The organism is Ralstonia sp. 110700041-2 (assembly GCF_056280165.1).
Map to the genome: position 1 here is coordinate 92,507 of NZ_JBSFAI010000008.1, position 25,150 is coordinate 117,656.

Consider the following 25,150-nt stretch of genomic DNA (forward strand, 5'->3'; position numbering starts at 1 on the left):
TGGCGCGCTATCCCGCACTGACACAGCGCACTTAAGCGGCCTTATCACCACGCGCCTGGCGGTAGTCCTCCGCAAACTCGGCCCATTGCTTCAACGACACCTTGCGGCCGTGCGCCGCCAGCTTCAGCGCCGATTTGCGCCACGCCGTGCCGGCCGCGTAGTCCTGCACCTTTTCCACGAGATCCGTCCCGTGGCGGCCACAGCCGCGCAGATGGCACCAGGCCGCCACGTGCGCCATGGTCTGCAGCGCATCGTCCAGATTGGCGACCACGTTCTTGCCGGAGCCAAGCGCCACACGGTCCGCGGTCGGCTGCAGGCTTTTGACAACGTACGACTTGGGCTTCTCGCCCTTGGCCCCGTAAACGACGCCACGCAGCAGCGCCGGCGAGATGGCCTGCGACAGGCGCTGAATGTCCACCACGCGGCCGGCTTCGCTGTGCCACGGCGCCACGCTGCACGCGTTGCCGAGCGTATCGGCCCAGACGCTCGGAATGGAAAGCTTGATGTCGATCAGCCGCAGCGTGGCGGGGTCGTTCTCCGGGCGCGCAAGCACGGAATAGCGCTCCAGCCCCAGACTGCCGGTGCCGGCAATGCGCCGCGCCACATCGATGGCGATAAAGCGCTGGTTGTGGCTACCCCTGCTGGTGCCATTGCCCTGCTCGCCATAGGCCTGCAGGATGCGGCGTGCGCGGCGGGCCTCATCCTTGCTAGCCCGCAAGGTGTGGCGGCCGTCGATGCGCAGGTGGATTTGGTTGCCATCGCGCTCGGTGCGTTGCGCGAGGTAGGCGGCGCGATTGCGCTTGCGCAGGCCGCGCAGCAGGTCGCGCACGATACCGGTGGCGGTGGCGCGCTCCGCCCAGCGCGGCTTGCCGTCAACCAGCGCGGCCGCATACGTGTCGAGAAAGCGCCGGCACAGGTTATGAGCGTCTTCATCGGCCAGCTTCCAGCCGAATGACGCCACCTGCAGGCTCGACAGCACGCGCACCAGGTCGACCGTGAACGGCGCCGCCAGGGCTTCGTCAAAGTCGTTCATGTCGAAGTAGACCAGGCCGTTGTCGCCCTTGAAGCTGCCGAAGTTTTCAAGGTGGAGGTCGCCGCAGACCAGCGTGCGGGGTGCGTCGTGCAGCAAGGCAGCATCGGCCAGCGAGGCCGCATACAGGTTGTTGGTGCCGCGAAAGAATGAAAACGGGTCGGCGGCAATGGCATCCAGTTTTCGGGTGAGCCTTTCCGGATCACGCCCAGCGTTGTATTCAAGAAGGATACGGGTGGTTTCATGCATGGTCTCGGCCTCGTTGAAGTACGTGGAGTGGAGTGCAATGCCCTCAAGAATTGAAGATTACGCGTTGATTGGCGATTGTGAAACCGCGGCACTGGTTTCGCGCGACGGCTCCATCGATTGGCTGTGCTGGCCTCGGTTCGATTCAGGCGCCTGTTTTGCCGCGCTGCTTGGCACGCCGGACCACGGCCGGTGGCGCATCGCTCCGCAAGGCGAGGTCCGCGCCACGCGCCGACGCTACCTGCCTGGCACGCTCGTGCTGGAGACCGTCTTCGAGACCGACACCGGTTCCGCCAGCGTGACCGACCTGATGACGGCCCGCTTGCCCGGCATCGCCGGCGCACGGGACGACACCTCTGAGCTCATCCGCATCGTGCGCGGGCTCTCCGGCACCGTCGAAATGCGTATGGACCTTACGCTGCGGTTCGATTACGGCGCGTCTGTACCGTGGGTCAGCCGCGTGTCCGAAGTCACGGGGGCGGCGCCTGAAGGCAGGTGCGACATGCCCGATTGCGTGCTCCGGGCCGTGGCCGGGCCCAACATGACGACACTGCGCACCGCCGCCCCAATCCGAGGCGAAAATCTCTCCACCGTAGCGGATTTTTCCGTGAGCGAAGGCGAGGCGATGCCCTTCGTGCTGACGTATTCGCCGTCGCACCTGCCCTTGCCCGACTCCATCGACGCGCTGGAGGCGCAGGTCGACATCGAGGCACGTTGGCGCGCGTGGTCCGGCCGCTGTCACGGCGCGGGCGAATGGACCGAAGCCGTGGAACGCTCGCTCATCACGCTCAAGGCGCTGACGTACCACCGCACCGGCGGTGTCGTGGCCGCACCAACAACGTCGCTGCCCGAACAGCTCGGCGGGGTGCGCAACTGGGACTACCGCTACTGCTGGCTGCGCGACGCCACGCTCACGCTGCTCGCGCTCATGAATGCGGGCTACTACAACGAGGCACGCTCCTGGCGTGAATGGCTCGAACGCGCCATCGCCGGCAGCCCCGCACAAGTGCAGATCATGTACGGCATTGCCGGCGAACGGCGCCTGGGCGAGTGGACCGTCCCCTGGCTGCCCGGCTACGAAGGCGCGCAGCCCGTACGCGTGGGCAATGCGGCCGCGCTGCAGCTCCAGCTCGATGTGTACGGCGAGTTGATGGACGCCCTCTTCATCGCCCGCAAAGGCGGCCTTGACGGGGACGATGCCTCCTGGCGCCTGCAGGTCGCGCTGATGACCCATCTGGAGAGCGTCTGGCAGACGCCCGACGAAGGCATCTGGGAGATCCGCGGGCCCTCGCGCCATTTCACGCATTCCAAGGTCATGGCGTGGGTGGCGTTCGACCGCGCCGTCAAAACCATCGAGCAATTCAATGTAGACGGGCCCGTGGAGCGCTGGCGAGCCGTGCGCGACCGCATCCACGCGGAGGTCTGCGCCCACGGCTACAATGCCGCGCGTGGCTGCTTCGTGCAGAGCTACGGCGGGCACGAGCTGGACGCTGCACTTCTCATGCTGCCGCTGGTGGGTTTTCTGCCGGCATCCGACCCGCGCATCCAGGGCACGGTCAAGGCCATCGAAGAAGACCTGCTCGTCGATGGCCTCGTGCGCCGCTACCGCACCGAAGCCGTGACCGACGGCCTGCCCCAGGGCGAGGGCGTGTTCCTGGCCTGCAGCTTCTGGTATGTCGACAACCTCGTCATGCAAGGTCGCCAGGACGAAGCCCGCGCGCTCTTCGCCAAGCTGCTGGCACTGCGCAACGACGTGGGCCTGCTGGCCGAGGAATACGACCCACGCGTGCAACGGCTCGTTGGCAACTTCCCGCAAGCGTTTTCGCATATCGCGCTGGTCAATTCCGCGCTGGCGCTATCCAAGGCGGCCGATCATGTCAGCCAGCGCACTGGGGAACCCCCGTGCAGCTGACGTGCAGCTGACGTCCGGCCGAAGCCGGTAAAATACCGGCCATGACCGAATCGACTGCTTTCAGCCCCATGCCAGACGACGCAACCAGTGCTTCCGACAGCACCCTGCTGGGCCGCCCAGACAGCCCCTGCATCGGCATCTGCTCCACGCTCTTCGACGAGGTCTGCCAAGGCTGCGGGCGCACGCAGCTGGAGGTCAGCAACTGGGTCTTCATGACCGACGAAGAGCGCAACGCGGTCTGGACGCGCATCCTGGCCGAAGGCACCGCCCAGGGCTACAACGCTGACGGCAGCCGCAAGTAGGCGGAGGGCGTCAAACGCAAAAAACCCGGCCGAGGCCGGGTTTTTCATTGGTGCTGCACGTGGGGCAGATCAGGCCGTCTTGGCGGGATTGAGTTGCAGCGCCTTGTACTCCAGGAACTCCTCCAGGCCGTACTTGCCGTTCTCGCGCCCGTTGCCGGATTGCTTGTAGCCGCCAAACGGCGCCTGCATGTTGAACGGCCCGCCGTTGATATTGACCTGGCCCGTGCGAATGCGCCGCGCCACGCGAATCGCCCGCGCCTCGTCGCCCGACCACACACCGCCGCCCAGGCCGTAGATGCTGTCGTTGGCAATGCGGACGGCCTCTTCCTCGTCGTCGTAGCAGATCACGGTCAGCACAGGGCCGAAGATCTCTTCGCGCGCCACGGTGTCGGTGGTCTTCACGTTACCCAGCACCGTCGGCTTGACAAAGTAACCGGTGGACAGGCCTTCCGGCGCGTCGGCGCCCCCGGTAATGAGTTCCGCGCCCTCCTCCAGCCCCTTGCGGATGTAGCCCAGCACGCGGTCGCGCTGCACGGCAGAGATGAGCGGCCCCAGGCGCGTCGATTCCTGCGCCGGATCGCCCGGCACGTAGGCAGCGGCAAACTGCGCGGCCAGCGCCTTCACTTCTTCATACTTGGCACGCGGCACCAGCATGCGCGTGTGCGCCGAGCACGTCTGCCCGGAGTTCAGGAAACACGCCGACAGCGTGCCCTTGACCGCCGATGCCAGGTCCGCGTCATCCAGGATCACCGAGGCCGACTTGCCGCCCAGCTCCAGCGCCACCCGCTTGACCGACTGCGATGCGAGTTCCGCCACGCGCTTGCCCGCACGCGTGGAGCCCGTGAACGACACCATGTCGACCTCCGGGTCGCTTGCCAGCACCTCGCCCACCACCGGGCCATAGCCGGTGACAAGGTTGAACACGCCCGGCGGCAAGCCGGCTTCTTCAATGACTTCCGCCAGCACGAACGCGTTGAGCGGTGCCACTTCCGACGGCTTGAGCACCACCGTGCAGCCGGCCGCCAGCGCGGGCGCAACCTTCAGCGTGATCTGGTTGAGCGGGTAGTTCCACGGCGTGATGGCGCCCACCACGCCCACGGGCTCGCGCACCACCAGCGAGTTGCCGACGTGCTCTTCAAATTCAAACGTGCTGAGCAGCTTGGCGAAATTGCCCCAGTTGTAGACCGGGCCGCCCACCTGGATGGCACGCGCCAGCTTGATCGGCATGCCGACTTCGCCGGCAATCAGCTGCGCCAGCTCTTCGCTGCGGGCATGCAGGCCGTCGGCAATCTTCTGGATGTATTCGGCGCGCTTGGTCACGGGCGTGGCAGCCCAGTCATCAAATGCGGCGCGCGCGGCGGCCACGGCGGCTTCCGCGTCGGCCGCGCTGCCTTCGGGAATGGTCCCCATCACGGCTTCCGTGGCCGAATGAATCACTTCAATGACGCCCTTGCCCTGCGGCGCCACCCACTTGCCATTGATAAAAAGCTTGTCGCGTTGCTGCATCGTCGGTCGTCTCGCTCTGGTGGATGCGCGATTTGCGCGTTGTGCTATCCGGGTTGCGACTGAGCCCTACATCGCCCCCGGGCGGTTATGATCGGTCTATTGTAGAGCCACCAGAGCGCACACCGCAGACGCGCCGGCCGAGGGAGACGACCATGACCACCCGCATCTATCAGAAGACCGAAAAAGGTCAGGACGAGATCCGAACGCGCGCGAACCACCTCGACCAGCGTCACCGCGCGGTGCTCCTGATGATCAATGGCGAGAAAACCTGCGACGACATCCTCGTGCAGCTTCAGCCGCTCGGCATGACGCAAGCGGTATTCGACGAGCTGGAGGGAGGGGGGTATATCCGCCCGCACATGCCCATGGCGACCACGGCAAAGGTGGAGCCGGCCGCTGCATCCGTGCCCGCCCCCGTCGACTCTTCAAAAGAGCCGGCCGCCGAAGGCTATCAACGCCTCTATCGCTTCTATACCGAAACCATCAGCCGGTATCTCGGCCTGCGCGGCTATCTGCTGGAGATGAAGGTGGAGAAAGCCGGCAACGTCGCAGAACTCGTCGCCCTGCGCGACACGCTCAAGGCAGCCCTCAGCAAAACGCGCGGCGAGCCCGAGACCAGCAACCTGATCGCCCAGCTGGATCTGCTGATCGACGAGGCAACAGGCTGACTGCAACGTATGCCGGACTGCATGAAAGGCGGCCGCATGAGCCGCCTTTCTTTTGTCGAGTGCCGTTGCGTGCGCGTGTCCATCAGACATGCACACACAGGCCCGCACGATGTTGAGGCCATCGCGTCGTGGAGTGGGAAAACTTCATTACCATGGCGAATTCCATTCGCGTGCTTCATGGCTAAGGTCCGTCCATGCCCATCGATATCCGAGCCCTTCGTTACTTTGTCGAAACCGCGCGGCTGCAGAGCTTCACGCAGGCGGCGAGCTCGCTCTCGGTGACACAGTCCACCATCAGCAAGATGGTGCGTCAGCTCGAAAACGAGGTCGGCCAGCCGCTGCTGATCCGCGAAGGCCGGCAGGTGCGGCTCACTGACGTGGGCCGGGTCGTGTACGCACGCGGGCAGGAAACGCTGGGCGTGGTGCACAGGCTGACGCTTGAAGTCGCTGATCTGTCCTCGCTCGGACGGGGCGAACTGACGGTCGGCATCCCACCGATGGTGAATCTGTTCTTTTCGCCCGTCGTGAGCGCGTTTCGTCAGCGTTATCCGAATCTGGTACTGAACTTGGCAGAGTACGGCGGCAAAACGGTGGAACAGCAGGTGGCCAGCGGCGAACTGGAAGTGGGCGCCACCGTTCTGCCCGGCGATAGTGGGCTCGAACTCGCCACGCGACAGTTTGCAAAGTATCCGATCTGGGTGGTGGGACCGCGCAAAGCGAAATGGGCCAAAGGCAGGACCGTCACCCTCACGGCACTGCGCGACGAACCGCTGCTATTGCTGGCCGAGGATTTCTCCCTGACGCGCAAGCTGCGACAGGCCTTTCTCGAAGCCCGTATCGAGCCGCACATCGCTGCGCGGAGCGGGCATTGGGAATTCCTCGCCTCGATGGCCGCTGCGGGACTGGGCACGACTTTTTTGCCGCAGCCGCTGGTGGCCAACCTCGCGAACCGTGACAAGCTGGCCGTGGCACGCCTGACCGCCCCCGACATGGATTGGGCGCTCGCGCACCTGTGGTCGCCCGGCCGCTACCTGTCGCACGCCGCTCGCGCGTGGCTCGCGACGTGCCAGGAAGTGCTCGGCGCCTGAGCAGCGGCTGCGACGCGCGTCAAGCGCTGAGGGCGGGTTCCGGGAGCAGACTTTCACCTGTGAGCCCGGCTGAGGCCATCGAGCCCTGGTCGCGAAACCGGACATGCCAGGCCAGCGCCTCCTCCAGGAGGTGGGGCGTATGCCCGCCGCGCCGCTGCGCGCGCACAACGTAGTCGCGCAGCAGCTCGCGGTAGCGCGGATCAGCGCAGTTGCTGATGATCTGCACAGCACGCTCGCGCGGCGCCAACCCGCGCAGATCGGCCAGTCCATGTTCGGTAACGATGATGTCGACGTCGTGTTCGGTATGGTCCACATGCGAGACCATCGGCACGATGCTCGAGATGTCGCCGGCCTTGGCCAATGACTTGGTCACGAAGACTGACAGATGCGCGTTGCGCGCGAAGTCGCCCGAGCCGCCGATGCCGTTCATCATGTGCGTTCCGCCCACGTGCGTCGAATTCACGTTGCCGTAGATATCGCATTCCAGCGCGGTATTGATGGTGATCAGGCCCAACCGGCGGATCACTTCCGGGTGGTTGCTGATCTCCTGCGGTCGCAGAATCACCCGCGTCTTGTAGCGTTCCAGTTCTGACAGAAACCGCTTGTAGACCGGGCGTGACAGCGTGATCGACGAGGCCGAGGCAAACGCCAGCTTGCCCGAGTCGAGCAGCTCGATGGAGCTGTCCTGCAAAACCTCCGAATACATCTTGAGGTCATGGAACGGCGAGTCGATGAAGCCATGCAGGACCGCGTTGGAGATCGTTCCGATACCCGCCTGCAGCGGCTGCAGCGTGGGCGAAAGACGGCCCGTGCGCACCTCGCGCGCCAGGAATGCGTTCAGATGCCCCGCGATGGCATTGGTCTCCGCATCGGGCGGCAACACGTTGGACGGGCTGTCGTCCTGCCCCGTGATGACGATGGCAGCGATCTTGCGCGGATCGATCGGGATAGACGGCAGGCCGATGCGCTGCTCCGCTGCAATGAGTGGAATCGGCTGGCGATAGGGCCGCTGCACCGGAAAGAAGATATCGTGCAGCCCTTCCAGATTGGCGGGCATGTTCAGGTTGATCTCGACGATCACCTGCTTCGCCAGCACCGCGAAACTTGCGGAATTACCGACCGACGTAGTCGGCACGATGCCGCCGTTCTCGGTGATGGCCGTGGCTTCGACAACCGCCACATCCAGCGGTGCAATCTGCCGCGAACGCAGTTGCTCGACGGTTTCCGACAAGTGCTGGTCAATGAACATGACCTCGCCTGCGTTGATCTTGCGCCGAAGGGTGGCATCGGCCTGGAACGGCAGGCGACGGGCAATCACATCGGCTTCGGCCAATACCTTGTCAATGTCGTTACCCAGCGAGGCGCCGGTCATCAGGGTAATGCGCAGCGGCTCGTGCGCGGCACGCCGGGCCAGGGCAAACGGCACGGCCTTGCAGTCGCCGGCACGGGTGAAACCGCTCATGCCGACCGTCATGCCATCGTGGATCAGGGTCGCGGCTTCGTCCGCAGACACCACTTTGTCCAGCAGGGATTGCAGGCGAATGCGGCCGCCAATATCAGAGGTCATCTCGTCTCCTTGGTACTTCGCCGAGCCTGACTTTGGCGCTTCTTGTTGTGATGTAGGGCGCCCCGTCAGCAGGTCTCGGCCTATTCACTGGGATATGCAGACCAGTGTAGCGACGGCCATGCATTCTGATGGCGATAAAAAATCATGAAACCCAGTCGGTTTTTTCATAGATGGTCCACTTTGCCGACATGCTTCAGTCGATTGCGGCGAAGACCAAAAACAAAGGGCCGCACATTGGCGGCCCCTTGATGACGGCAAAGAATCGGTGTTCACCCTGCGCGGCATCACAGCTGCGCGCAGTCCTCGTTCGACGGCACAGCGGTCAAGGCTCCGGAAAACGCGCGAGCTTGGCGGCGTTCTTGGGTGCCGGATACTGCGCCACGTTCATTTCCATGGCGAGCAGCGTGTAGTAGCCGCAGATGCCCGTCATGTCTACGATACCCTTGTTGCCGAACCGCTTTTCCGCCCGGGTATAGGTTTCGTCGGCCACGCGCTTGTTGCGGATCAGCTCCGTCGCGAAGTCGTAGACGATCTCCTCGTCCTCGCTCATGCCCGTGGGGCGGCGGCCATCGGCAATGGCATCGGCAATACCGGGTTTGATACCCGCCTTCAGGGCGATCGGATGGTGCACATACCACTCGTAATCCTGGCTCCACTCTCGCGCGGTGATCAGGATGACCAATTCGCTCAGCGTGTTGCCAATCGCGGAGTGATATCGCAGATAGTCGCCCATTGCGCGGGCCTGGCTCATCACCTCGGGGCTATGCATCAGGGGCTCGAAAGGACCGAATACCGGCACCTTGCGCGCAGCCTGAAAGTCCTGCGCCGCCTTGGTCTGTTCGGCGTTGTACTTGTCCGGCGGAATGGTTGGTAGGCGCTCAGCTGCGTGTGCAGACGTCATCAGCACCAGGGCGGCTGTCGATAGTAAGGTCAGTACGTTTTTCAACGTGAGTCTCCTCATATGTTTTGATTGTTCTTTGTTGGCGCTCAACGCAGCCGCAAGGATGCTGTGCCGCGTTCTGCCAAGGCATTCTGGAATCGGGAGGAGGCACTGTCAACGCGGCCTCGGCGAGCCGCACGTGAGAGACCGATCCGGATCGGAAACACATGTTCGCCTCGCGGGGACGCCCGAAAAAAAAAGAGGCCGCACATCGGCGGCCCTTTGGCTACGGCAAAAGATCGGGGGTCAGACTTCGACGCCCTGGCTCTGCAGGTATTCGTCGTAGGTGCCGAGGTAGTCGGTGAGCGTGCCGTCCGGGCGCACTTCGATCACACGCGTGGCCAGGGCGCTGATCAACTCGCGATCGTGCGACACGAAGATCAGCGTGCCTTCGAACTTGTCGAGCGCGATCTGCAGCGACTCGATGGACTCCATGTCCATGTGGTTGGTCGGCTCATCCAGCGCCAGCACGTTGTGGCGGCCGAGCATGAGCTTGCCCCAGATCATGCGGCCCTTCTCGCCACCGGAGAGCACCTTCACACTCTTCTTGATGTCGTCGGCCGAGAACAACAGGCGGCCCATGGTGCCGCGCAGCGATTGGTCGTCATCGCCGGCTTGCGTCCACTGGCTCATCCAGTCCATCAGGTCGCGGTCTTCGGGGAATTCTTCGTAGGTGTCCTGCGGCATGTAGCCGACATTGGCGTTCTCGGCCCACTTGACGGTGCCACCGTCGATCTCGATGCCGCGCTGCACGCCGGTCTTCACGGCGCCGTTCAGCAGGCAACGCAGCAACGTGGTCTTGCCCGCGCCGTTCTCACCAATGATGGCGATCCGCTCGCCCGCCCGCACGGCCATCGTCAGGCCATCGAAAATCTTGCGGTCGTACGTCTTGCGCGCGTTCTCGGTTTCCACCGCCAGGTTGTGCAGCTTCTTCTCCATCTCGAAACGGACGAACGGGTTCTGGCGCGACGACGGCTTGATGTCTTCCACCTTGATCTTGTCGATCATCTTCAGGCGCGACGTAGCCTGGCGCGCCTTGGACTTGTTGGCCGAGAAGCGACGCACGAAGTCCTGCAGGTCGGAGATGCGCTCCTTGGCCCGGGCGTTGGCGGCCTGCAGGCGCTCGCGCGCCTGCAGGGAGGCTTGCATGTAGTCGTCGTAGTTGCCCGGGTAGACCTTGAGCGTGCCGTAATCCATGTCGGCCATGTGCGTGCAGACCGAGTTCAGGAAGTGGCGATCGTGGGAAATGATGATCATGGTGGAGTTGCGCTCGTTGAGCACCGATTCCAGCCAGCGGATCGTGTTGATGTCGAGGTTGTTGGTCGGCTCGTCCAGCAGCAGCACGTCCGGGTTCGAGAACAGCGCCTGCGCCAGCAGCACGCGCAGCTTCCAGCCGGGCGCAACGTTGCTCATCGTGCCGTTGTGCTGGTCGGTCGGAATGCCCACGCCCATCAGCAGTTCACCCGCGCGCGCTTCCGCCGTGTAGCCGTCGTATTCGGCGTACTTGGCCTCCAGGTCGGCGGCCTTCATGTAGTCGTCGTCAGTGGCTTCCGGGTTCGCGTAGATGGCATCGCGCTCCTGCGCGGCGGCCCACATTTCGGTGTGGCCCATCATCACCACGTCCAGCACGCGCATGTCTTCGTAGGCGAACTGGTCCTGACGCAGCTTGCCCAGGCGCACGCCCGGTTCCAGCATCACGTTGCCTGCGCTCGGCTCCAGATCGCCGCCCAGGATTTTCATGAAGGTCGACTTGCCGCAACCGTTGGCGCCGATCAGGCCATAGCGATTGCCCTCGCCAAACTTGACCGAGATGTTCTCGAACAAGGGCTTGGGCCCGAACTGCATGGTGATGTTGGCGGTGGAAAGCACGTGGAAACCTTGATTTGAAAAGCGGTGATCTGGCGCGGCAAGCACTTGACCGGACGCCATTTGGAGAACCTGAGATTTTACCACCCGGCCGTGACCCGGATGGCCGGAAGACTTATGCCTTCAGTGTCGGATATCCCGACAAGTGCAGCGTAAAGCCCGCGGCGTCGACATCCAGCTCGGCTTGTGCGCCAATCGGCAGCGTCGCCTTGGTCGGGCAATGGCCGAACGGCAAGCCGGTGACGACCGGAATCGACAGGCGTTCGGCCAGATAATCGCGCATGGCGTCGAAATCGTAGCCGGCGTCGTACGGCGTGGTGCGATATCCGGAGAAATCGCCAAACAACAGCGCCTGCTGCGCATCGAGCACGCCAGCCTGCTGCAATTGCAGCAGCATGCGTTCAACGCGGTACGGATGCTCGTTGATGTCCTCAACAAACAGGATGCCGTCGCGGATATCCGGCAGATACGGCGTGCCGATCAGGCTGCACAGCATGGCCAGATTGCCGCCCCATAGCGTGCCGGCGTAGCGGCCCGGCCGTGCGCAGCCAGTCGGTTGCGGACCATCCACGCGCAACGCATAGGTCGGGTTTCGCAAGATGCCCCAGAAGTGCTCGACCATGAACGGGTCGACCGTCTCCAGCCCGAAGTCCGAACACACATGCGGGCCGGCAAACGTCACGCCGCCGGTGGCCGCCAGGTACGCCAGCGAAAACACGGTGAAATCGCTGTGACCGACGATGATGGCGTCGGTCGCCTGCGCGCGGCGGCCGATGTCGATGAAGTCGATATGGTCCAGCAAGCGCGTCAGGCCATACCCCCCACGAATGGCCATGGCGATTTCCTGGCCACCGCCCGTGCCGATCTGGTTCAGGTCTGCCAGCCGCGCAAGTTCACCGCCGGCAAAACGCTGATGCTGCCGGCTCAGGCACTCGCGGTTGACGATCGTGCAGCCCTGCGCTTCCAGTGCCGCCACGCCGCGCTCGGCGATGGCCGCATCGTTCGGATAACCGGAAGGCGCAATCAGGCGGACAGTGGTCATGTGGCGGATTCGTCGGATTCAGTGGCGGCCAGGCGTGCGGCCTTCTGGGTTGCGCGGCGCTCGGCGAAGAAGGCGCGCAGCATGTCGCCGCACTCCTGCGCGAGCACGCTGCCGGTGATGGCGGTCTGGTGGTTCAGCCGCGTTTCTGCAAACAGGTCGAGGATGCTGCCCGCGGCGCCCGTCTTGGGATCGGGCGCGCCGTAGACGACGCGCGCCACGCGGGCATGCAGCATGGCGCCGGCGCACATCACGCAAGGCTCCAGGGTCACGAAGACTTCGCAGTCGGGCAGGCGGTAGTTGCCGAGCTTCTCGGCGGCCTGGCGCAGTGCGCGCATCTCGGCATGTGCGGATGGGTCATGCGTGCCGATCGGGGCGTTGTAGCCCACCCCGACGATTTCGTTGCCGCGCACGACGACGGCGCCCACCGGCACCTCGCCCTGCCCCCACGCGAACTTTGCCTGCACGAGCGCCTGCTGCATCCAGTAACCGTCGCGCTCATGGGCGGACATGTCGGCAGGCGGGATGAGGACGTGCGGTGTGGTCATGCGATCCGGCGCTGTCGCATCAATCCTGTTCGTGCGGGCGCGCGAGCCTCACGTCGGCCCAGCAATTCGGGGTTTCGTACAGCACGAGCTTGGACAGGCGCAGATGGTGCCCGAACGCGTTGCGGAACACCGGCTCAAGAATATCGAACGCGACCTGCGCGAGGTTCTCGACGGTGGGCACATCGTTCAGCACGACGGTCTTGTGACCGCCTTCCATGTCGTTCAGGAATTCAACCAGCTTGGTATCGCCGCGATAGACGAGGAAGGCGTGATCCCAAAGGTCGACAAGATGCTTGTTGGCGAGCTGCTTGACGTCGCCAAAGTCGAGGATCATCCCGTCGTCGGCAGCCTTGTCGTTGTGCAGGACTTCGCCGGTGAGCGTGAGTTCGAGCTGATAGCGATGCCCGTGCAGGTTGCGGCACTGGCCGGCATGGCCGGGGATGCGGTGGCCGGCGTCGAATTCGAGCCGGCGCGTGATGGATACGGTCTTGGTCATGGAGCAAGGGTGGCGGCAGCAGACGCCGCGAAACGGCTGGAACCGGCAGAAAACCGGGGACAAAGTGCTGCGGCCCGCCTTAGCGGATGCCCAGCATCTTATGGGTTTGCAGCGACAGGCGCCAGCGCGGACGGCGCTGGCACAGCTCAACGGCTGCCGCCGTATTCTGCCGGGCAAGCGGGCCATCCATGGCCTGCAGGAAGAAATGCTGGAAATCCAGCCGTTCGTATGCGTCGAGGTCCTGCCCGTCTTGCGGGATCACCACCTTCAGCTCGTCGCCGCGTGTGACGACGAGTTCGGAGCCCATCTTGGGGCTCACACACACCCAGTCGATACCTTCCGGCACGGCGATGGTGCCGTTGGTCTCGATGGCGATTTCGAAGCCGCGTGCGTGCAGCGCGTCGATCAGCGGCTTGTCGAGTTGCAACAGCGGCTCGCCGCCGGTGCAGATGACGAGCGGCTTGCCGCCGGTGGCGTTGGCCGGCCATTCGGCGGCAACGGTATCGGCGAGTGCCTCGGCGGTGGTGTATTTGCCGCCTTGCGTGCCGTCCGTGCCGACGAAGTCGGTGTCACAGAACTGGCAGACGGCGGTGGCGCGATCGGCTTCGCGCCCACTCCAGAGATTGCAGCCGGCAAAGCGGCAGAAGACAGCTGCGCGGCCGGTGTTGGCACCCTCGCCTTGCAGCGTGTAGAAGATTTCCTTGACGGCGTAAGTCATGTCTGAACGGTGGCATTCACAGGAGAACGACGCAGAAGCGACGTATTTCCCGCGCAAACCGTACCAGTGCCCACTAGTGATTAACCCGATATTGTTTCACAAATCGAGCTAGTGCGTCGTCCTATCCGCAGAAGGACGCCAGCGTCACAAAGGAAAGTGCGCCTTCCGGGGTCAGCCACGCCGCAAAGATCAGGGCGGCGCCGGCCGCTGCCAGCGCCCAAGCCATCCATGTTTTGAACTGTGCGTTCACGCGGGTTGCGCCACCGGCGTACGCACGAGTTGGCGATCGTCGATCGGCCAGTGCAGTAGCGCAGCCACCACGCCGAGCGCCATGGCGCCAACCCAGATCGCGTCGTAGGAATGCAGGTGGTCGTACACCACGCCGCCCAGCCACACGCCCAGGAACGCGCCGATCTGGTGACCAAGAAATACGAAGCCGAACAGCGTGCCGATGTAGCGCACCCCAAACACCTGCGACAGCAGCCCGTTGGTCAGCGGCACCGTGCCGAGCCACAGCAGGCCCATCACGATGGCAAACGCATACAGCGTTGCGGGCGACAGCGGCAGCAGGATGAACAGCGCAATCGCCGCCGTGCGGATCAGGTACAGCAACGAGAGCAGATACTTGCGCCGGAACAGCCCGCTCAGTGCGCCGCAGTAATACGTGCCGACGATGTTGGCGGCCGCAATCAGTGCCAGCGCGACCATGCCGTGGCGGCCGGTGAGCCCCTTGTCGAGCAGATACGCCGGCATGTGCGCTCCGATAAAGGCGAGTTGGAATCCGCACGTCAGGAACCCGAGATTCAGCAGCCAGAAACCGGGGTGAGCAAACGCCTCGCGGATGGCCGCACCCATGCTTTGATGCGCCTGCTGCGCGGCGGCAGCCGATGTTCTCTCGCGTAACGGCGCGGCCAGCGGCAAGAAGATCGCCATGACCACCGCCATGACGACCAGCGCCGTCACCCAGCCGACCGTACTCAGCAAGCCCTGCGCCGTCGGCACCATCACGAACTGGCCGACACCGCCCACCGCGCCCGCCACGCCCAGCGCCCAGCTGCGCCGCTCGGGCGGCGTCAATCGGCTGATCGCGCCATACACGACGCCGAACGACGTGCCTGACAGCCCGAGCCCGATCAGCCCGCCCGCCGACAGCGTGAAGCCCAGCGGCGTGCCAGCATGGGCCATCAGCAGCAACCCAAGCGCATAGACCAGGATGCCGGCAACGACCACCTTGGCCGCGCCGTAGCGGTCGGCCAGCATGCCCGCAAATGGCTGTGCCGCGCCCCAGATGAGGTTTTGTAACGCAATCGCCAGTCCGAACGTTTCGCGTGTCCAGCCATGGCCCATCGTGACGGGCACGAGGAATAGGCCTTGCACGTGCCGAATGCCCAGCGCCACGCCGATCACCGCCCCGCCGGCCAATACCGGCAACCAGGGCGATTGCGTGAAAGATTTCGATGTCATGAGCGTTTTTCTCCGGTGTGACTGACATTCCAGCTTCGCAAGCGTACCGAATGCGCGTTGGGCTGGAATGTCGCCTGATGGCTTATTAAACTTCGCCCTACCCGGCTTCTCAATTGATCTTTGAGAACGCCTTGCATGAGGAAAACGCATGTCGACTCCCCTGGTTCGGTTGGCCTCCCTGGACTTGCTGCGCGGCTTCGTGGCGGTGGGCCGGCGCATGAGCATCACGCTCGCGGCCGATGATCTGTGTCTGACGCAGTCCGCCGTAAGCCGCCAGGTGTCGGCGCTCGAAGAGGCGCTGGGCGTGAAACTGCTGGTGCGCGGGCACCGCTCGATCGCGTTCACGCCCGAGGGCGAACGCCTGTTCCGCAGCGCTGACAGCGCCGTGCAGCAGTTGCAGGACGCCATCGGGGCCATCCGCGTGGCGGCCGAACGCCGGCCAGTCACGATCACGGCCAGCATCGGCGTCACCGGCTTGTGGCTGCTGCCGCGCCTGGCGCGCTTCCAGCTGCAGTACCCCGACATCGACGTGCGCGTGGCCACCAACAACCGCCTCGTCGACCTGAAGAACGAGGGCATCGAGCTTGCCATCCGGTATTGCCCACCGGGCGATGCGCCACCCGGCGCGAGCCGGCTGTTTGGGGAAACCGTTGCGCCGGTCGCGCATCCGTCGCTGGGGCTGCGCTCGCTGGATTCCGCCGAGGCGCTTGCCGGCCTGACGCTGCTCGACTTTGACGACCGCGACCTGCGCCGCCCCTGGCTCCAATGGACCGACTGGCTGGCCGCCGCCGGATGGAGCCACGCCAAGCCGCGCACCGTGCTGCGCTTCAACCAGCACGACCAGATCATCCATGCGGCGGTGGCCGGCCAGGGCATCGCGCTGGGCCGTCTGGAGTTGATCGCGCCGCTGCTGGCCGACGGCCGCTTGGTCACCGTACCGACCATCGCCCCCGGCGTGCGCAATACGCATGCGTACTGGTTGATCCAATCCGAGCCGAACCCGCGCCGCGACGTGCGCGATGTGGCTGCCTGGATCTGCTCGGAAGCTGCAACTCAGGCTACGCATGCGTCCGGCGCATCCGAACTTGCATGAAAGGCGTTTGAGCCCACAGGGCGGTCCATGTGTAATGCCGCCAACGACACCTCGTTGGAGGCCGCATGGACACCCTCGCCCGACCGCAGACAGCCCCCCGGCCTGCCGCATACAACGCCACGTGGGAAGCGCTCGTCCCCGCGCCCACCGTCGAGTTCTGGTTCGACTTCGCGAGCAATTACAGCTACCCGAGTGTGATGCGCATCGAGGCCGCCGCGGTGCAACACGGTGTGCGCGTGGTGTGGAAGCCGTTCCTGCTCGGGCCGATCTTCCAGTCGCTCGGCTGGGCCAGTTCGCCGTTTGTGCTGCAACGGGCCAAAGGGCACTACGTCTGGCAAGACATGGCGCGCGAATGCACCAAGCACGGTTTGCCGTGGACGCAGCCGAGCACGTTTCCGCGCGCCTCCGTGTTGCCGCTGCGCGTTGCGCTCCTCGGCGCAGACACGCCGTGGGTCGGTGCCTTCTGCCAACGCATCATGCTGCGCAATTTCGCGCAGGACCGCGACATCCACACGCCTGACGCCGTGGCAGAAGAACTGACGGCGCTCGGCTTGCCGGTCGACGCCATCCTCGCTCAGGCACAGTCCGACGCAAGCAGGCTAGGCCTGCGCGAGCAAACGCACGCCGCGCAGATTCGTGGCATCTTTGGCGCTCCCACGTTCTTTGTCGGCGACGCGATGTTCTGGGGCAACGACCGCCTGGACGATGCGCTCGCCTGCGCCGTAGCATTGCAGTCCAATCCTGGTTCATATCACAGCGGATAACCCATGCCGACCCAGATCGAAAAAGCTCGTGCCTTCCGCGTACTGCACGAACGCAGCGGCACCTTCGTGATCCCCAACCCGTGGGACCCGGGATCGGCTCGGCTATTGGCATCACTCGGCTTCGAAGCATTGACCAGCACCAGCGCGGGCTTCGCGTTCTCGCGCGGGCTGCCTGACTATGGCGTTGCCCGCGACACCATCCTCGCGCACGTGGCCGATCTGGCGGCCGCCACGGACGTGCCCATGGCTGCCGACCTGGAAAACGGCTTTGGCGATGGGCCGGAAACGGTGGCCGAGACGATCCGCCTGGCAGGCGCCACCGGCATCGTCGGCGGCTCGATTGAAGATGCAACGGGCCGCGCAGATGCGCCCATCTATTCCCTGGAAGCTTCGGTCGACCGTGTGCGCGCGGCGGTGGAGGCTGCGCGGTCGCTGCCGTTTCCGTTCACGCTCACCGCACGTGCCGAGAACCACCTGCACGGCCGCAACGACCTGGCCGACACGATCCGCCGCCTGCAGGCTTTTCAGGACGCCGGCGCCGACGTGCTGTACGCCCCCGGCCTGAAAACGCGCGACGAGATCGCCACCGTGCTGCGCGAGATCGACCGCCCGCTCAACGTGCTGATGGGCTTCGCCGACGGCAACCTGAGCGTGGCAGAACTGACGGAATTGGGCGTCAAGCGCATCAGCGTGGGCGCCACGCTGGCACGTGTGGCCATGGGTGCGTTCCAGCGTGCAGCGGAAGAACTGCGCACCGCCGGGACGTTCAACTTTGCGCGCGATGCCGCCAGCGGAGCCAAGCTCAACGGCCTCTTTGCGCCGTTCGCCTGACGCTTGCCGCCGGGCAATCGCAACCAATCTTGGCATCCCCTCCAACCGACACCAAGCCGCCCGGCGGCCTGCGCCAGATGCCCGCCGGCATCTGGGTGCTCGGCTGCGTCAGCCTGCTGATGGACATCGCTTCCGAGATGATCCACAGCCTGCTGCCGTTGTTCATGGTGTCGGTGCTGGGCGCCAGTGCGCTGTCAGTCGGGTTGATCGAGGGCCTGGGCGAATCGACTGCGCTCATCGTCAAGATCTTCTCCGGCACGCTGAGCGACTACCTTGGCAAGCGCAAGGGCCTGGCGGTGTTCGGCTATGCGCTGGGCGCGCTGTCCAAACCTCTGTTCGCCATCGCGCCCACGGCCGGCATTGTGCTGACAGCGCGCCTGCTCGACCGCGTCGGCAAGGGCATCCGCGGGGCGCCGCGTGATGCGCTGGTCGCCGACATTGCCCCGCCTGCGCTGCGCGGCGCGGCTTTCGGGCTGCGGCAGTCGCTCGATACCGTGGGTGCGTTTCTGGGGCCGCTCCTGGCCGTCGGGCTGATGCTGCTCTGGGCCAATGACTTTCGTGCCGTGTTCTGGGTGGCCGTCGTGCCGGGGCTGCTCTCTGTTGCGCTGCTGATGTTCGGCCTGCGCGAGCCGCAAACCCACAACGGCGCCCACCGCACCAACCCGATCCGCCGCGACAACCTGCAGCGGTTGAACAGCGCGTACTGGTGGGTGGTGATGATCGGCGCGGTCTTCACGCTCGCACGGTTCTCCGAAGCGTTCCTGGTCCTGCGGGCACAGCAAGGCGGCATTCCAGTCGCGCTGGTGCCGCTGGTCATGGTGGCGATGAACGTCGTCTATGCACTCGCGGCATATCCGTTCGGCAAGCTCTCAGACCGCATGAGCCACACGAAGCTGCTCGCGCTTGGGCTGGTGGTGCTGATTGCCGCCGATGTGGTGCTTGGCCTGTCCGCTCACTGGAGCGTGGTCATCGCAGGCGTGGCGCTGTGGGGCGTGCACATGGGCATCACGCAGGGCTTGCTGGCAACCATGGTCGCCGACACCGCACCGGCCGACTTGCGCGGCACCGCTTACGGCATGTTCAACCTGGTGAGCGGACTGGCGATGTTGGCCGCCAGCGTTCTGGCGGGCTTGTTGTGGGACAAGCTCGGCGCAGCCGCAACGTTCCACGCGGGGGTGGTGTTCTGCGTGCTGGCGCTTGGCATGTTGGCCATGCGAGGGAATGCTTCCGGGATCACGTAACGTTCGGCTGCACCCTAAACCAGTCCACCAGAAAATCCAGCATGGCCCGCAGCGCCGCCGGCATCTGCCTGCGCGAGCTGTACACGCCGTGAATGCCCAGCGCCTGCGGCACGTAGTCAGGCAACAAACGCACGAGTTGCCCGCTGGCGATCAGCGGCGCGGCAGCAAACACCGGCTGCAACGCAATCCCCGCGCCCTCTCGCGCCGCTGCCAGCAACACCATCGATTCATTCGCGCTGAGATTGCCGCCCACCGGCACGTCCGTCGGCGCACCCGTCTTCGCCTCGGTGAACTTCCACAGGCTTTTGCCGAAGTACGAATACGTCAGGCAGTTGTGAACGGCCAGGTCTTGTACGCGACGCGGCGTGCCATGCGCGGCCAGGTAAGACGGCGCCGCCACCACGACCGATTCGCACATGCCCAGCGGCCGCGCGATCAGGTTCGGGTCAAGATCGTTGGTAATGCGCACGGCCAGGTCGATGCGCTCTTCCACGAGGTTGATAGTGCGGTTATCGACTACCAGATCGACCGCCGTTTGCGGATAGCGCCGCAGGTAGGCCGTCACCGCCGCGCTCAACGTCTGCTGCGCCAGGGACTGCGCGCAGGCAATGCGCAGTAGCCCGCGCGGCGTATCGGCTTCAGGGCCTTCTGACACGGCCATCTGCGAAGCGATTTCCAGCATCTGGCGGCAGCGTGCAAGCGTGGCCTCGCCGGCGGGTGTCAGGCCGATGCGGCGCGTGGTCCGATGCAGCAGCCGCGCGCCGGACCATGCCTCCATTTGTGCCAGATAACGCGTGACCATCGCGCGCGACATGTCGAGCCCTTCGGCGGCCGCACTCAGGCTGCCGCGCTCGACGATCGCCACGAACACCTCGGCTGACGTAATGCGATCCATATTTGATCGATTGGCGAAACAAATAGGTGCATCTTAGGTGGTTTTTTGATCGGATCAAGCAACCTACAGTAGCGGCTTCGCAGAAATCACATCCGCCTGGAGAACCCCGATGTCCCTGCTCCGCACCTTGCTTGCCGCCGGCCTCGTCAGCGCCGGCCTTGTTGCCCACGCTGCCGCACCCGCGCCATTACATCTCGAGGTCTACAACCCCGGCGCCAAGGGCGTCTTCCCCGTGTCGTCGGAAATCATCACCGGCGCACACGAGGCGATCCTGATCGACGCGCAGTTCCAGCGCAGCGATGCGGAAGCCCTCGTGCAGAAACTCAAGGCCAGCGGCAAGACGCTCACCACGGTCTACATCAGCCAGAGCGATCCGGATTATTACTTCGGGCTGGATGTCTTCCGCGCGGCCTTCCCGAAAGCGAAGATCGTGGCCACACCGCAGACCGTGGCCGCCATCAAGGCTTCGATGAACGGCAAGCTCGCCTATTGGGGCCCGATCCTGAAGGACAACGCGCCCAAGGCGCTCGTGCTGCCCGATGTGCTGCACGCCGACCACCTGGCGCTGGAAGGCCGCACCATCGAGATCAAGGGACTGAACGGCCCAGACGCGGCACGCACGTATCTGTGGATTCCGTCGATCAAGACCGTGGCCGGCGGCGTGGTGGTCAACAGCGGCGACCACGTTTGGGTGGCCGACACGCAGACGCGCGAATCGCGCCTGGGCTGGTTGCAGACGCTGGACAACATCACGGCGCTCAAGCCGACGACTGTGGTGCCCGGCCACTTCTCCGGGGCGATGCCAAAGGCGCTGGACGCGGTACGCTTTACCGCGGATTACCTGAAGACCTTCGAGGTACAGGCCGCCAAGGCCAACAATTCGGCAGAGCTGATCCAGGCGATGAAGGCGGCCTATCCAACGCTGGCCGGCGATGCATCGCTGGAGCTGAGCGCCAAGGTCATCAAGGGCGAAATGAAGTGGCCGCAGTAAGCTGGCCCGACCCAGAGGAAACAACATGACGACGTTGCATTACATCTACGACCCGCTATGCGGCTGGTGCTACGGCGCCGCGCCGCTGGTGGAAGCCGCGCGCACGGTGCCCGGCCTCACGATCGCCTTCCACGGCGGCGGCATGCTTGCAGGCCCGAACCGCCGTGCAGTGACGCCCCAGTGGCGCGATTACGTGATGCCGCACGACCATCGCATTGCCGAGATGACCGGCCAGCCGTTCGGCGAGACGTACTTTGAAGGCCTGTTGCGCGACACCACGGCGGTGATGGATTCGGAGCCGCCCATTACCGCCGTGCTTGCAGCGCAGGCGCTCGGCGGCCGCGGGCTGGACATGATCCATCGCGTCCAACGTGCGCACTACGAAGAAGGCCGGCGCATTGCCGATGTGCTGGTACTGCGCGAGCTTGCAGCGGAGATCGGCCTGTCGCCCGAAGCATTCGATGCGGAATACGCGCGGCAAACCGGTGCGCTCACGCAGCAGCACATCGCGCAAAGCCGACAGTGGCTCGATCGAGTGGGCGGTCAGGGTTTTCCGACGTTTGCGCTGGAAGATGCCGATGGCCAACTGGGCATCATCGACGTTGGCCTGTGGCTGGGCAAACCGGAATCCTGGGCAGAGGCGCTGACGCAGCACATCGGCGCGCCTGCCCCGATGAACCAAGCCGATGGCCCTGTCTGCGGGCCGGACGGCTGCGCATAACAACGTGGCGCTCAGCCTTTGAGCGCCCAGCGGCCGAGTTCGTCGTAGCGCGTTTTGCCTAGCCAGCTATGGATGAGAACGAACTCGCGCACGGTCCACGTGATGGGCTCGACCGCTTTCGGCGCAAAGCCACCGCGGTCATACAACAGCGTGATGTGCGGCTTGAAATGCCCACGCGGCACCGGCACGGCGGCATGCTGGAGCGCCTCGCCCAGCGCCGCCTGAAACGCCATCAAACCGCCCACGCCCTCATCGCCCAGCAGCACAAACGGCCGATGATCGCGCCGGCCATGGAAGCTCACCACCTGGTTGAACGTGGCATCGAATGCCGGCAACGCGAGGCCGGCCGCTGCTGCACGCACACGCCCCACGACGTCGTCAGGCGGCAGATGAACGAAATCGCCCAGATGATGCAGCGTGACATGCAGGCGCTCCGTACGCAGCGCCTTGCCCTTGAAGCCCACGACGGGCCGCAATTGCTGGATCAGCCGCGCGATGCGCTCGGCGGTGTCCACGTCAGGCTTGATCGCCAGAAACAGGCGATGCGCGGGCAATTGCGGGGTGGCTTCGAATCCGGGAAGAGTGAGCTGGGTCACGGCAGGGTCGTCAAACGCCGGGCTGGCGATCCGCCCATTATCGACGCCCGCATGACGTCCCGCTGAAAGTCGTGTTGCTTGCATCAAAAACAACGCCCGGCGGTGTGAACCTGCCGGGCGTGGTCTCTTGGATGTGATGCGGCGATCAGATATCGAAGAAGACCGTCTCCGCGCCTCCATCCGGCGTGTCTTGCAGGCGCACGTCGAAGGTGTAGACCACCTCGCCGTTACACTCGCTGCGCTGGGCAATCAGCGTCTTGCGACGCACTTCCCACTCGATGCCGTTCAGCACCGGATCCGTGCCGTTGGCTGCAGCCTCGTCGCTGAAGTACACGCGTGTGTGCAGGCCAAGGTTGATGCCGCGCGCAAACAGGATCATGCAGATGTGCGGCGCCTGCGTGGTCCCGCTGCGGCCGGCCACGGCGCCCGGCTTGATGGTGTCGAAGCGATAGACGCCCGTATCGAAATCGGCGCCGGCGCGGCCCCAGCCGCGGAATGCCGGGTCGACAGGTTTGTCTTGCCGATCGGCCGGATGGGCGTATTTGCCGTCCGCGTTGGCTTGCCAGATCTCGATCAGCACATCGCGCACGAGCGAGCCGGAGCCATCGTAGACGCGGCCTTCCAACGCGATGCGTTCGCCGCGCGTGGCGGGCGTGGTCAGGACGCTGCCGAATTCCTTGTCGTAAATGTCGAAGCCGGCCTGGCGCGGTGCGAGGCCGATGTGCACGTACGGGCCGCCCGTCTGCGATGCGGTCTCGTTGAAATGCGCGAACGGCGGCGTTGTCGTCATGGCCGTTGCCTGCGCACGTTCGAGCGATTCACGCAGTGTGGTCGTGGTCATCACTTGGCTCCTTGCAGGGCGGGCACGGCGTTTTCGAAATGCGTGGCACGGCGGCCGCGCAGCGTGATGTCGAAGCGGTAGCAGCGGCTGTCGAGCGGCACGTGGTTCGCCGTGTCGTGCAGCGCGATCAGACCACGCACCTGCTCTTCGCTCGGGATGGTCTTGATGATCGGGCACTGCGCGATCATCGGATCGCCCTCGAAGTACATCTGCGTGATGAGGCGCTGGGCCCAGCCATCGCCCGAGAGCGAGTAATGGATGTGCGACGGGCGCCAATCGTTGATGCGATTGCGCCACGGATACGGGCCGGGCTTGATCGTGCGATAGACGTAGTAGCCGTTGGCGTTCGTCAGCATGCGGCCGCAGCCGCCAAAGTTCGGGTCGATCGGCGCGATGTACTGGTCTTTCTTGTGGCGATAGCGGCCGCCGGCGTTGGCCTGCCACACCTCCACCAGCGCGTTCGGCACGGGGCGGCCGAACTCGTCGCGCACGTAGCCGTGGACGATGATGCGCTCGCCGATCGGCAGGCCCTCCTTGGCGTAGTTGAGGATCAGATCGTTGTCGAGCACGCCGAGATCGTCGGCATGGAACACCGGTGCGGTGGTCTCGGACAGCGTATTCAGGGTGGAGATGAGCGCGTTGCGCGGCGAGCGCAGCACGCTGGTCTTGTAGCCGGGGGTCAGTGCGGGCGGATGCTGCGCGGTGTCGCGCTGGGCGAATTCACCAGTGCCGGAAAGCGGCAGGGTCATGGGGCGTCTCCTTATGAAATCGTGCAGAGACTGTATCGCCGACAAAAAGTGAAGTAAATTGACTTCTTATCGGAAAATCGATAACCCCAAGTTATGGAAAGTGCCCTCTCAGCGGATTTGCCGTCCCGCATCCGGTTTCGCCATCTGAGCTGCTTTGTCGCCATCGCGCAGGAGCGCAACCTGCGGCGCGCCGCCGAGCGGTTGCATCTGAGCCAGCCGGCGGTATCGAAAACGCTGGGTGAACTGGAGGCGCTGGCCGGCGTGCAGCTCGTGGAGCGCGGCCGGCAAGGCGCACGGCTCACTGCGGCTGGCGAGCAATTCCTGCGGCACGCGGTCGGCGTGACGCAGGCGCTGGAATCGGCCGCCGCCGCGCTGATGGGATCGACGGACGCATCCGCGCCGGTCGTGCATGTAGGCGCGCTGCCGACGGTGGCCAGCAGCCTGCTGCCCCGGGCGATTGCCCATTTGCACGCCCAGCGCCCGCATGCCGGCGTGCGGTTGCGCACCGGTACCAATGTCGAGCTGCTGACTGCACTCAAGGCCGGCGAACTCGATTTCATCGTCGGGCGCATGGCCGAGCCGGATCGCATGCAGGGGCTGTCGTTCGAGTTGCTGTATGCCGAGCCGCTGGCGCTGGTCGTCCGGCCCGGGCATCCGCTGTTGTCGCAGCCAGGCGCGTCGGCCTCGCTGCAGGCGGTGCTGGACTACCCGCTGGTGATTGCCACGCCGGGCACGGTGCCGCGCCATCACACCGAAGCGCTGTTCCAGACGCACGGGCTGCGCTTGCCCGCGGGCGTGACGGAAACGCTTTCGGTGTCCGTCGCACGGTTGCTGGCATGCCGATCCGATGCGGTGTGGATCACCCCCGAGCGCGCTGCGGGCGACGACCTGGCGCATGGTCAACTTGCCCGTCTGGACATTGCCACGTCCGGCACCAAGGAGCCCGTCGGCCTGCTGCGCAGAAGCGCCGTCACACCAAGCGAACTGGCCAGCGCGTTCATGGAACTGCTGACGGAGCTGGCGCAGACGCCCGACTGA

General features: G+C 64.9%; 26 protein-coding genes. 11 read left to right on the forward strand and 15 right to left on the reverse strand.

What is annotated here, in order from left to right; translation table 11 throughout:
• Positions 1 to 31 precede the first annotated feature (31 nt).
• Positions 32 to 1,279 carry a DUF2252 family protein gene (locus tag ACUXH0_RS13600; protein WP_182594145.1) on the reverse strand — a complete coding sequence of 416 codons (1,248 nt, stop codon included), beginning with the start codon at positions 1,277 to 1,279 and terminating at the stop codon, positions 32 to 34.
• Positions 1,280 to 1,316: 37 nt separating this feature from the next.
• On the opposite strand from ACUXH0_RS13600, the gene ACUXH0_RS13605 reads away from it, so the two are divergent.
• Together ACUXH0_RS13605 and ACUXH0_RS13610 are read left to right on the forward strand one after the other, a co-directional pair.
• Entirely contained in the window at positions 1,317 to 3,188 is a 1,872-nt protein-coding gene (locus tag ACUXH0_RS13605; RefSeq protein ID WP_182594144.1) for a glycoside hydrolase family 15 protein, read from the forward strand.
• 41 nt (positions 3,189 to 3,229) lie between these two features.
• Positions 3,230 to 3,490 carry a DUF1289 domain-containing protein gene (locus tag ACUXH0_RS13610; protein WP_004626784.1) on the forward strand — a complete coding sequence of 87 codons (261 nt, stop codon included), beginning with the start codon at positions 3,230 to 3,232 and terminating at the stop codon, positions 3,488 to 3,490.
• A 69-nt stretch (positions 3,491 to 3,559) separates the two neighbouring features.
• Here ACUXH0_RS13610 and ACUXH0_RS13615 read toward each other — a convergent pair whose 3' ends face one another.
• Positions 3,560 to 4,996: an aldehyde dehydrogenase family protein gene (locus tag ACUXH0_RS13615; RefSeq protein ID WP_004626782.1), complete on the reverse strand. Its 1,437-nt coding sequence runs from the start codon at positions 4,994 to 4,996 to the stop codon at positions 3,560 to 3,562.
• Between the two features lie 152 nt (positions 4,997 to 5,148).
• On the opposite strand from ACUXH0_RS13615, the gene ACUXH0_RS13620 reads away from it, so the two are divergent.
• Both ACUXH0_RS13620 and ACUXH0_RS13625 read left to right on the forward strand, forming a co-directional pair.
• On the forward strand, positions 5,149 to 5,664 hold the full coding sequence (locus ACUXH0_RS13620; protein WP_004626780.1) for a hypothetical protein: 516 nt from the start codon (positions 5,149 to 5,151) through the stop codon (positions 5,662 to 5,664).
• A 194-nt stretch (positions 5,665 to 5,858) separates the two neighbouring features.
• Positions 5,859 to 6,752 (forward strand): LysR family transcriptional regulator, encoded by an 894-nt coding sequence (locus tag ACUXH0_RS13625; RefSeq protein WP_004626778.1) that lies wholly within the window; start codon positions 5,859 to 5,861, stop codon positions 6,750 to 6,752.
• Positions 6,753 to 6,771: 19 nt separating this feature from the next.
• Here ACUXH0_RS13625 and ACUXH0_RS13630 read toward each other — a convergent pair whose 3' ends face one another.
• The 9 genes from ACUXH0_RS13630 to ACUXH0_RS13670 form a co-directional block, all read right to left on the reverse strand.
• Positions 6,772 to 8,319: an acetyl-CoA hydrolase/transferase family protein gene (locus tag ACUXH0_RS13630; RefSeq protein WP_012435492.1), complete on the reverse strand. Its 1,548-nt coding sequence runs from the start codon at positions 8,317 to 8,319 to the stop codon at positions 6,772 to 6,774.
• A gap of 322 nt (positions 8,320 to 8,641) precedes the next feature.
• Positions 8,642 to 9,265 carry a carboxymuconolactone decarboxylase family protein gene (locus tag ACUXH0_RS13635; RefSeq protein WP_004626773.1) on the reverse strand — a complete coding sequence of 208 codons (624 nt, stop codon included), beginning with the start codon at positions 9,263 to 9,265 and terminating at the stop codon, positions 8,642 to 8,644.
• A gap of 240 nt (positions 9,266 to 9,505) precedes the next feature.
• Positions 9,506 to 11,128, reverse strand: a complete 1,623-nt coding sequence (locus ACUXH0_RS13640) for an ABC-F family ATPase (protein ID WP_024541683.1) — start codon at positions 11,126 to 11,128, stop codon at positions 9,506 to 9,508.
• Positions 11,129 to 11,240: 112 nt separating this feature from the next.
• Positions 11,241 to 12,167 carry a muramoyltetrapeptide carboxypeptidase gene (gene ldcA, locus ACUXH0_RS13645; RefSeq protein ID WP_182594143.1) on the reverse strand — a complete coding sequence of 309 codons (927 nt, stop codon included), beginning with the start codon at positions 12,165 to 12,167 and terminating at the stop codon, positions 11,241 to 11,243.
• Positions 12,164 to 12,712, reverse strand: a complete 549-nt coding sequence (gene tadA, locus ACUXH0_RS13650) for a tRNA adenosine(34) deaminase TadA (protein ID WP_004626767.1) — start codon at positions 12,710 to 12,712, stop codon at positions 12,164 to 12,166. The genes ldcA and tadA overlap by 4 nt, the downstream gene beginning before the upstream one ends.
• A 19-nt stretch (positions 12,713 to 12,731) precedes the next feature.
• On the reverse strand, positions 12,732 to 13,208 hold the full coding sequence (gene queD, locus ACUXH0_RS13655) for a 6-carboxytetrahydropterin synthase QueD (protein ID WP_182594142.1): 477 nt from the start codon (positions 13,206 to 13,208) through the stop codon (positions 12,732 to 12,734).
• 79 nt (positions 13,209 to 13,287) lie between these two features.
• Positions 13,288 to 13,926 carry a 7-carboxy-7-deazaguanine synthase gene (queE, locus tag ACUXH0_RS13660; RefSeq protein WP_182594141.1) on the reverse strand — a complete coding sequence of 213 codons (639 nt, stop codon included), beginning with the start codon at positions 13,924 to 13,926 and terminating at the stop codon, positions 13,288 to 13,290.
• Between the two features lie 121 nt (positions 13,927 to 14,047).
• Positions 14,048 to 14,176 carry a hypothetical protein gene (locus ACUXH0_RS13665; RefSeq protein WP_259393700.1) on the reverse strand — a complete coding sequence of 43 codons (129 nt, stop codon included), beginning with the start codon at positions 14,174 to 14,176 and terminating at the stop codon, positions 14,048 to 14,050.
• Positions 14,173 to 15,390 (reverse strand): MFS transporter, encoded by a 1,218-nt coding sequence (locus ACUXH0_RS13670; RefSeq protein ID WP_182594140.1) that lies wholly within the window; start codon positions 15,388 to 15,390, stop codon positions 14,173 to 14,175. Before ACUXH0_RS13670 ends, ACUXH0_RS13665 begins: the two co-directional genes overlap by 4 nt.
• Before the next feature lie 148 nt (positions 15,391 to 15,538).
• On the opposite strand from ACUXH0_RS13670, the gene ACUXH0_RS13675 reads away from it, so the two are divergent.
• The 4 genes from ACUXH0_RS13675 to ACUXH0_RS13690 all read left to right on the forward strand — a co-directional run bounded on the left by ACUXH0_RS13675 (position 15,539) and on the right by ACUXH0_RS13690 (position 19,319).
• Positions 15,539 to 16,483, forward strand: coding sequence for a LysR substrate-binding domain-containing protein (locus ACUXH0_RS13675; RefSeq protein ID WP_182594139.1), 945 nt, complete (start codon positions 15,539 to 15,541; stop codon positions 16,481 to 16,483).
• Between the two features lie 65 nt (positions 16,484 to 16,548).
• Positions 16,549 to 17,247, forward strand: coding sequence for a 2-hydroxychromene-2-carboxylate isomerase (locus ACUXH0_RS13680; protein ID WP_182594138.1), 699 nt, complete (start codon positions 16,549 to 16,551; stop codon positions 17,245 to 17,247).
• Between the two features lie 3 nt (positions 17,248 to 17,250).
• Positions 17,251 to 18,078 carry an isocitrate lyase/PEP mutase family protein gene (locus ACUXH0_RS13685; RefSeq protein ID WP_012435485.1) on the forward strand — a complete coding sequence of 276 codons (828 nt, stop codon included), beginning with the start codon at positions 17,251 to 17,253 and terminating at the stop codon, positions 18,076 to 18,078.
• 77 nt (positions 18,079 to 18,155) lie between these two features.
• Positions 18,156 to 19,319: an MFS transporter gene (locus ACUXH0_RS13690; protein ID WP_182594173.1), complete on the forward strand. Its 1,164-nt coding sequence runs from the start codon at positions 18,156 to 18,158 to the stop codon at positions 19,317 to 19,319.
• Here ACUXH0_RS13690 and ACUXH0_RS13695 read toward each other — a convergent pair.
• On the reverse strand, positions 19,312 to 20,214 hold the full coding sequence (locus ACUXH0_RS13695; protein ID WP_024972933.1) for a LysR family transcriptional regulator: 903 nt from the start codon (positions 20,212 to 20,214) through the stop codon (positions 19,312 to 19,314). The genes ACUXH0_RS13690 and ACUXH0_RS13695 overlap by 8 nt on opposite strands.
• A 109-nt stretch (positions 20,215 to 20,323) precedes the next feature.
• On the opposite strand from ACUXH0_RS13695, the gene ACUXH0_RS13700 reads away from it, so the two are divergent.
• Positions 20,324 to 21,205, forward strand: coding sequence for an MBL fold metallo-hydrolase (locus ACUXH0_RS13700; protein WP_182594137.1), 882 nt, complete (start codon positions 20,324 to 20,326; stop codon positions 21,203 to 21,205).
• A 25-nt stretch (positions 21,206 to 21,230) separates the two neighbouring features.
• Positions 21,231 to 21,926, forward strand: coding sequence for a DsbA family protein (locus ACUXH0_RS13705; RefSeq protein WP_012435481.1), 696 nt, complete (start codon positions 21,231 to 21,233; stop codon positions 21,924 to 21,926).
• An 11-nt stretch (positions 21,927 to 21,937) separates the two neighbouring features.
• Here the strand turns inward: ACUXH0_RS13705 and thpR are convergent, their stop codons facing one another.
• The 3 genes from thpR to pcaH form a co-directional block, all read right to left on the reverse strand.
• Positions 21,938 to 22,606 carry an RNA 2',3'-cyclic phosphodiesterase gene (gene thpR / locus ACUXH0_RS13710; protein WP_004626746.1) on the reverse strand — a complete coding sequence of 223 codons (669 nt, stop codon included), beginning with the start codon at positions 22,604 to 22,606 and terminating at the stop codon, positions 21,938 to 21,940.
• Positions 22,607 to 22,667: 61 nt separating this feature from the next.
• Entirely contained in the window at positions 22,668 to 23,363 is a 696-nt protein-coding gene (gene pcaG, locus ACUXH0_RS13715; RefSeq protein ID WP_012435480.1) for a protocatechuate 3,4-dioxygenase subunit alpha, read from the reverse strand.
• Positions 23,363 to 24,112 carry a protocatechuate 3,4-dioxygenase subunit beta gene (gene pcaH, locus ACUXH0_RS13720; protein ID WP_012435479.1) on the reverse strand — a complete coding sequence of 250 codons (750 nt, stop codon included), beginning with the start codon at positions 24,110 to 24,112 and terminating at the stop codon, positions 23,363 to 23,365. Before pcaH ends, pcaG begins: the two co-directional genes overlap by 1 nt.
• Positions 24,113 to 24,205: 93 nt before the next feature.
• On the opposite strand from pcaH, the gene pcaQ reads away from it, so the two are divergent.
• Positions 24,206 to 25,150, forward strand: coding sequence for a pca operon transcription factor PcaQ (pcaQ, locus tag ACUXH0_RS13725; protein WP_012435478.1), 945 nt, complete (start codon positions 24,206 to 24,208; stop codon positions 25,148 to 25,150).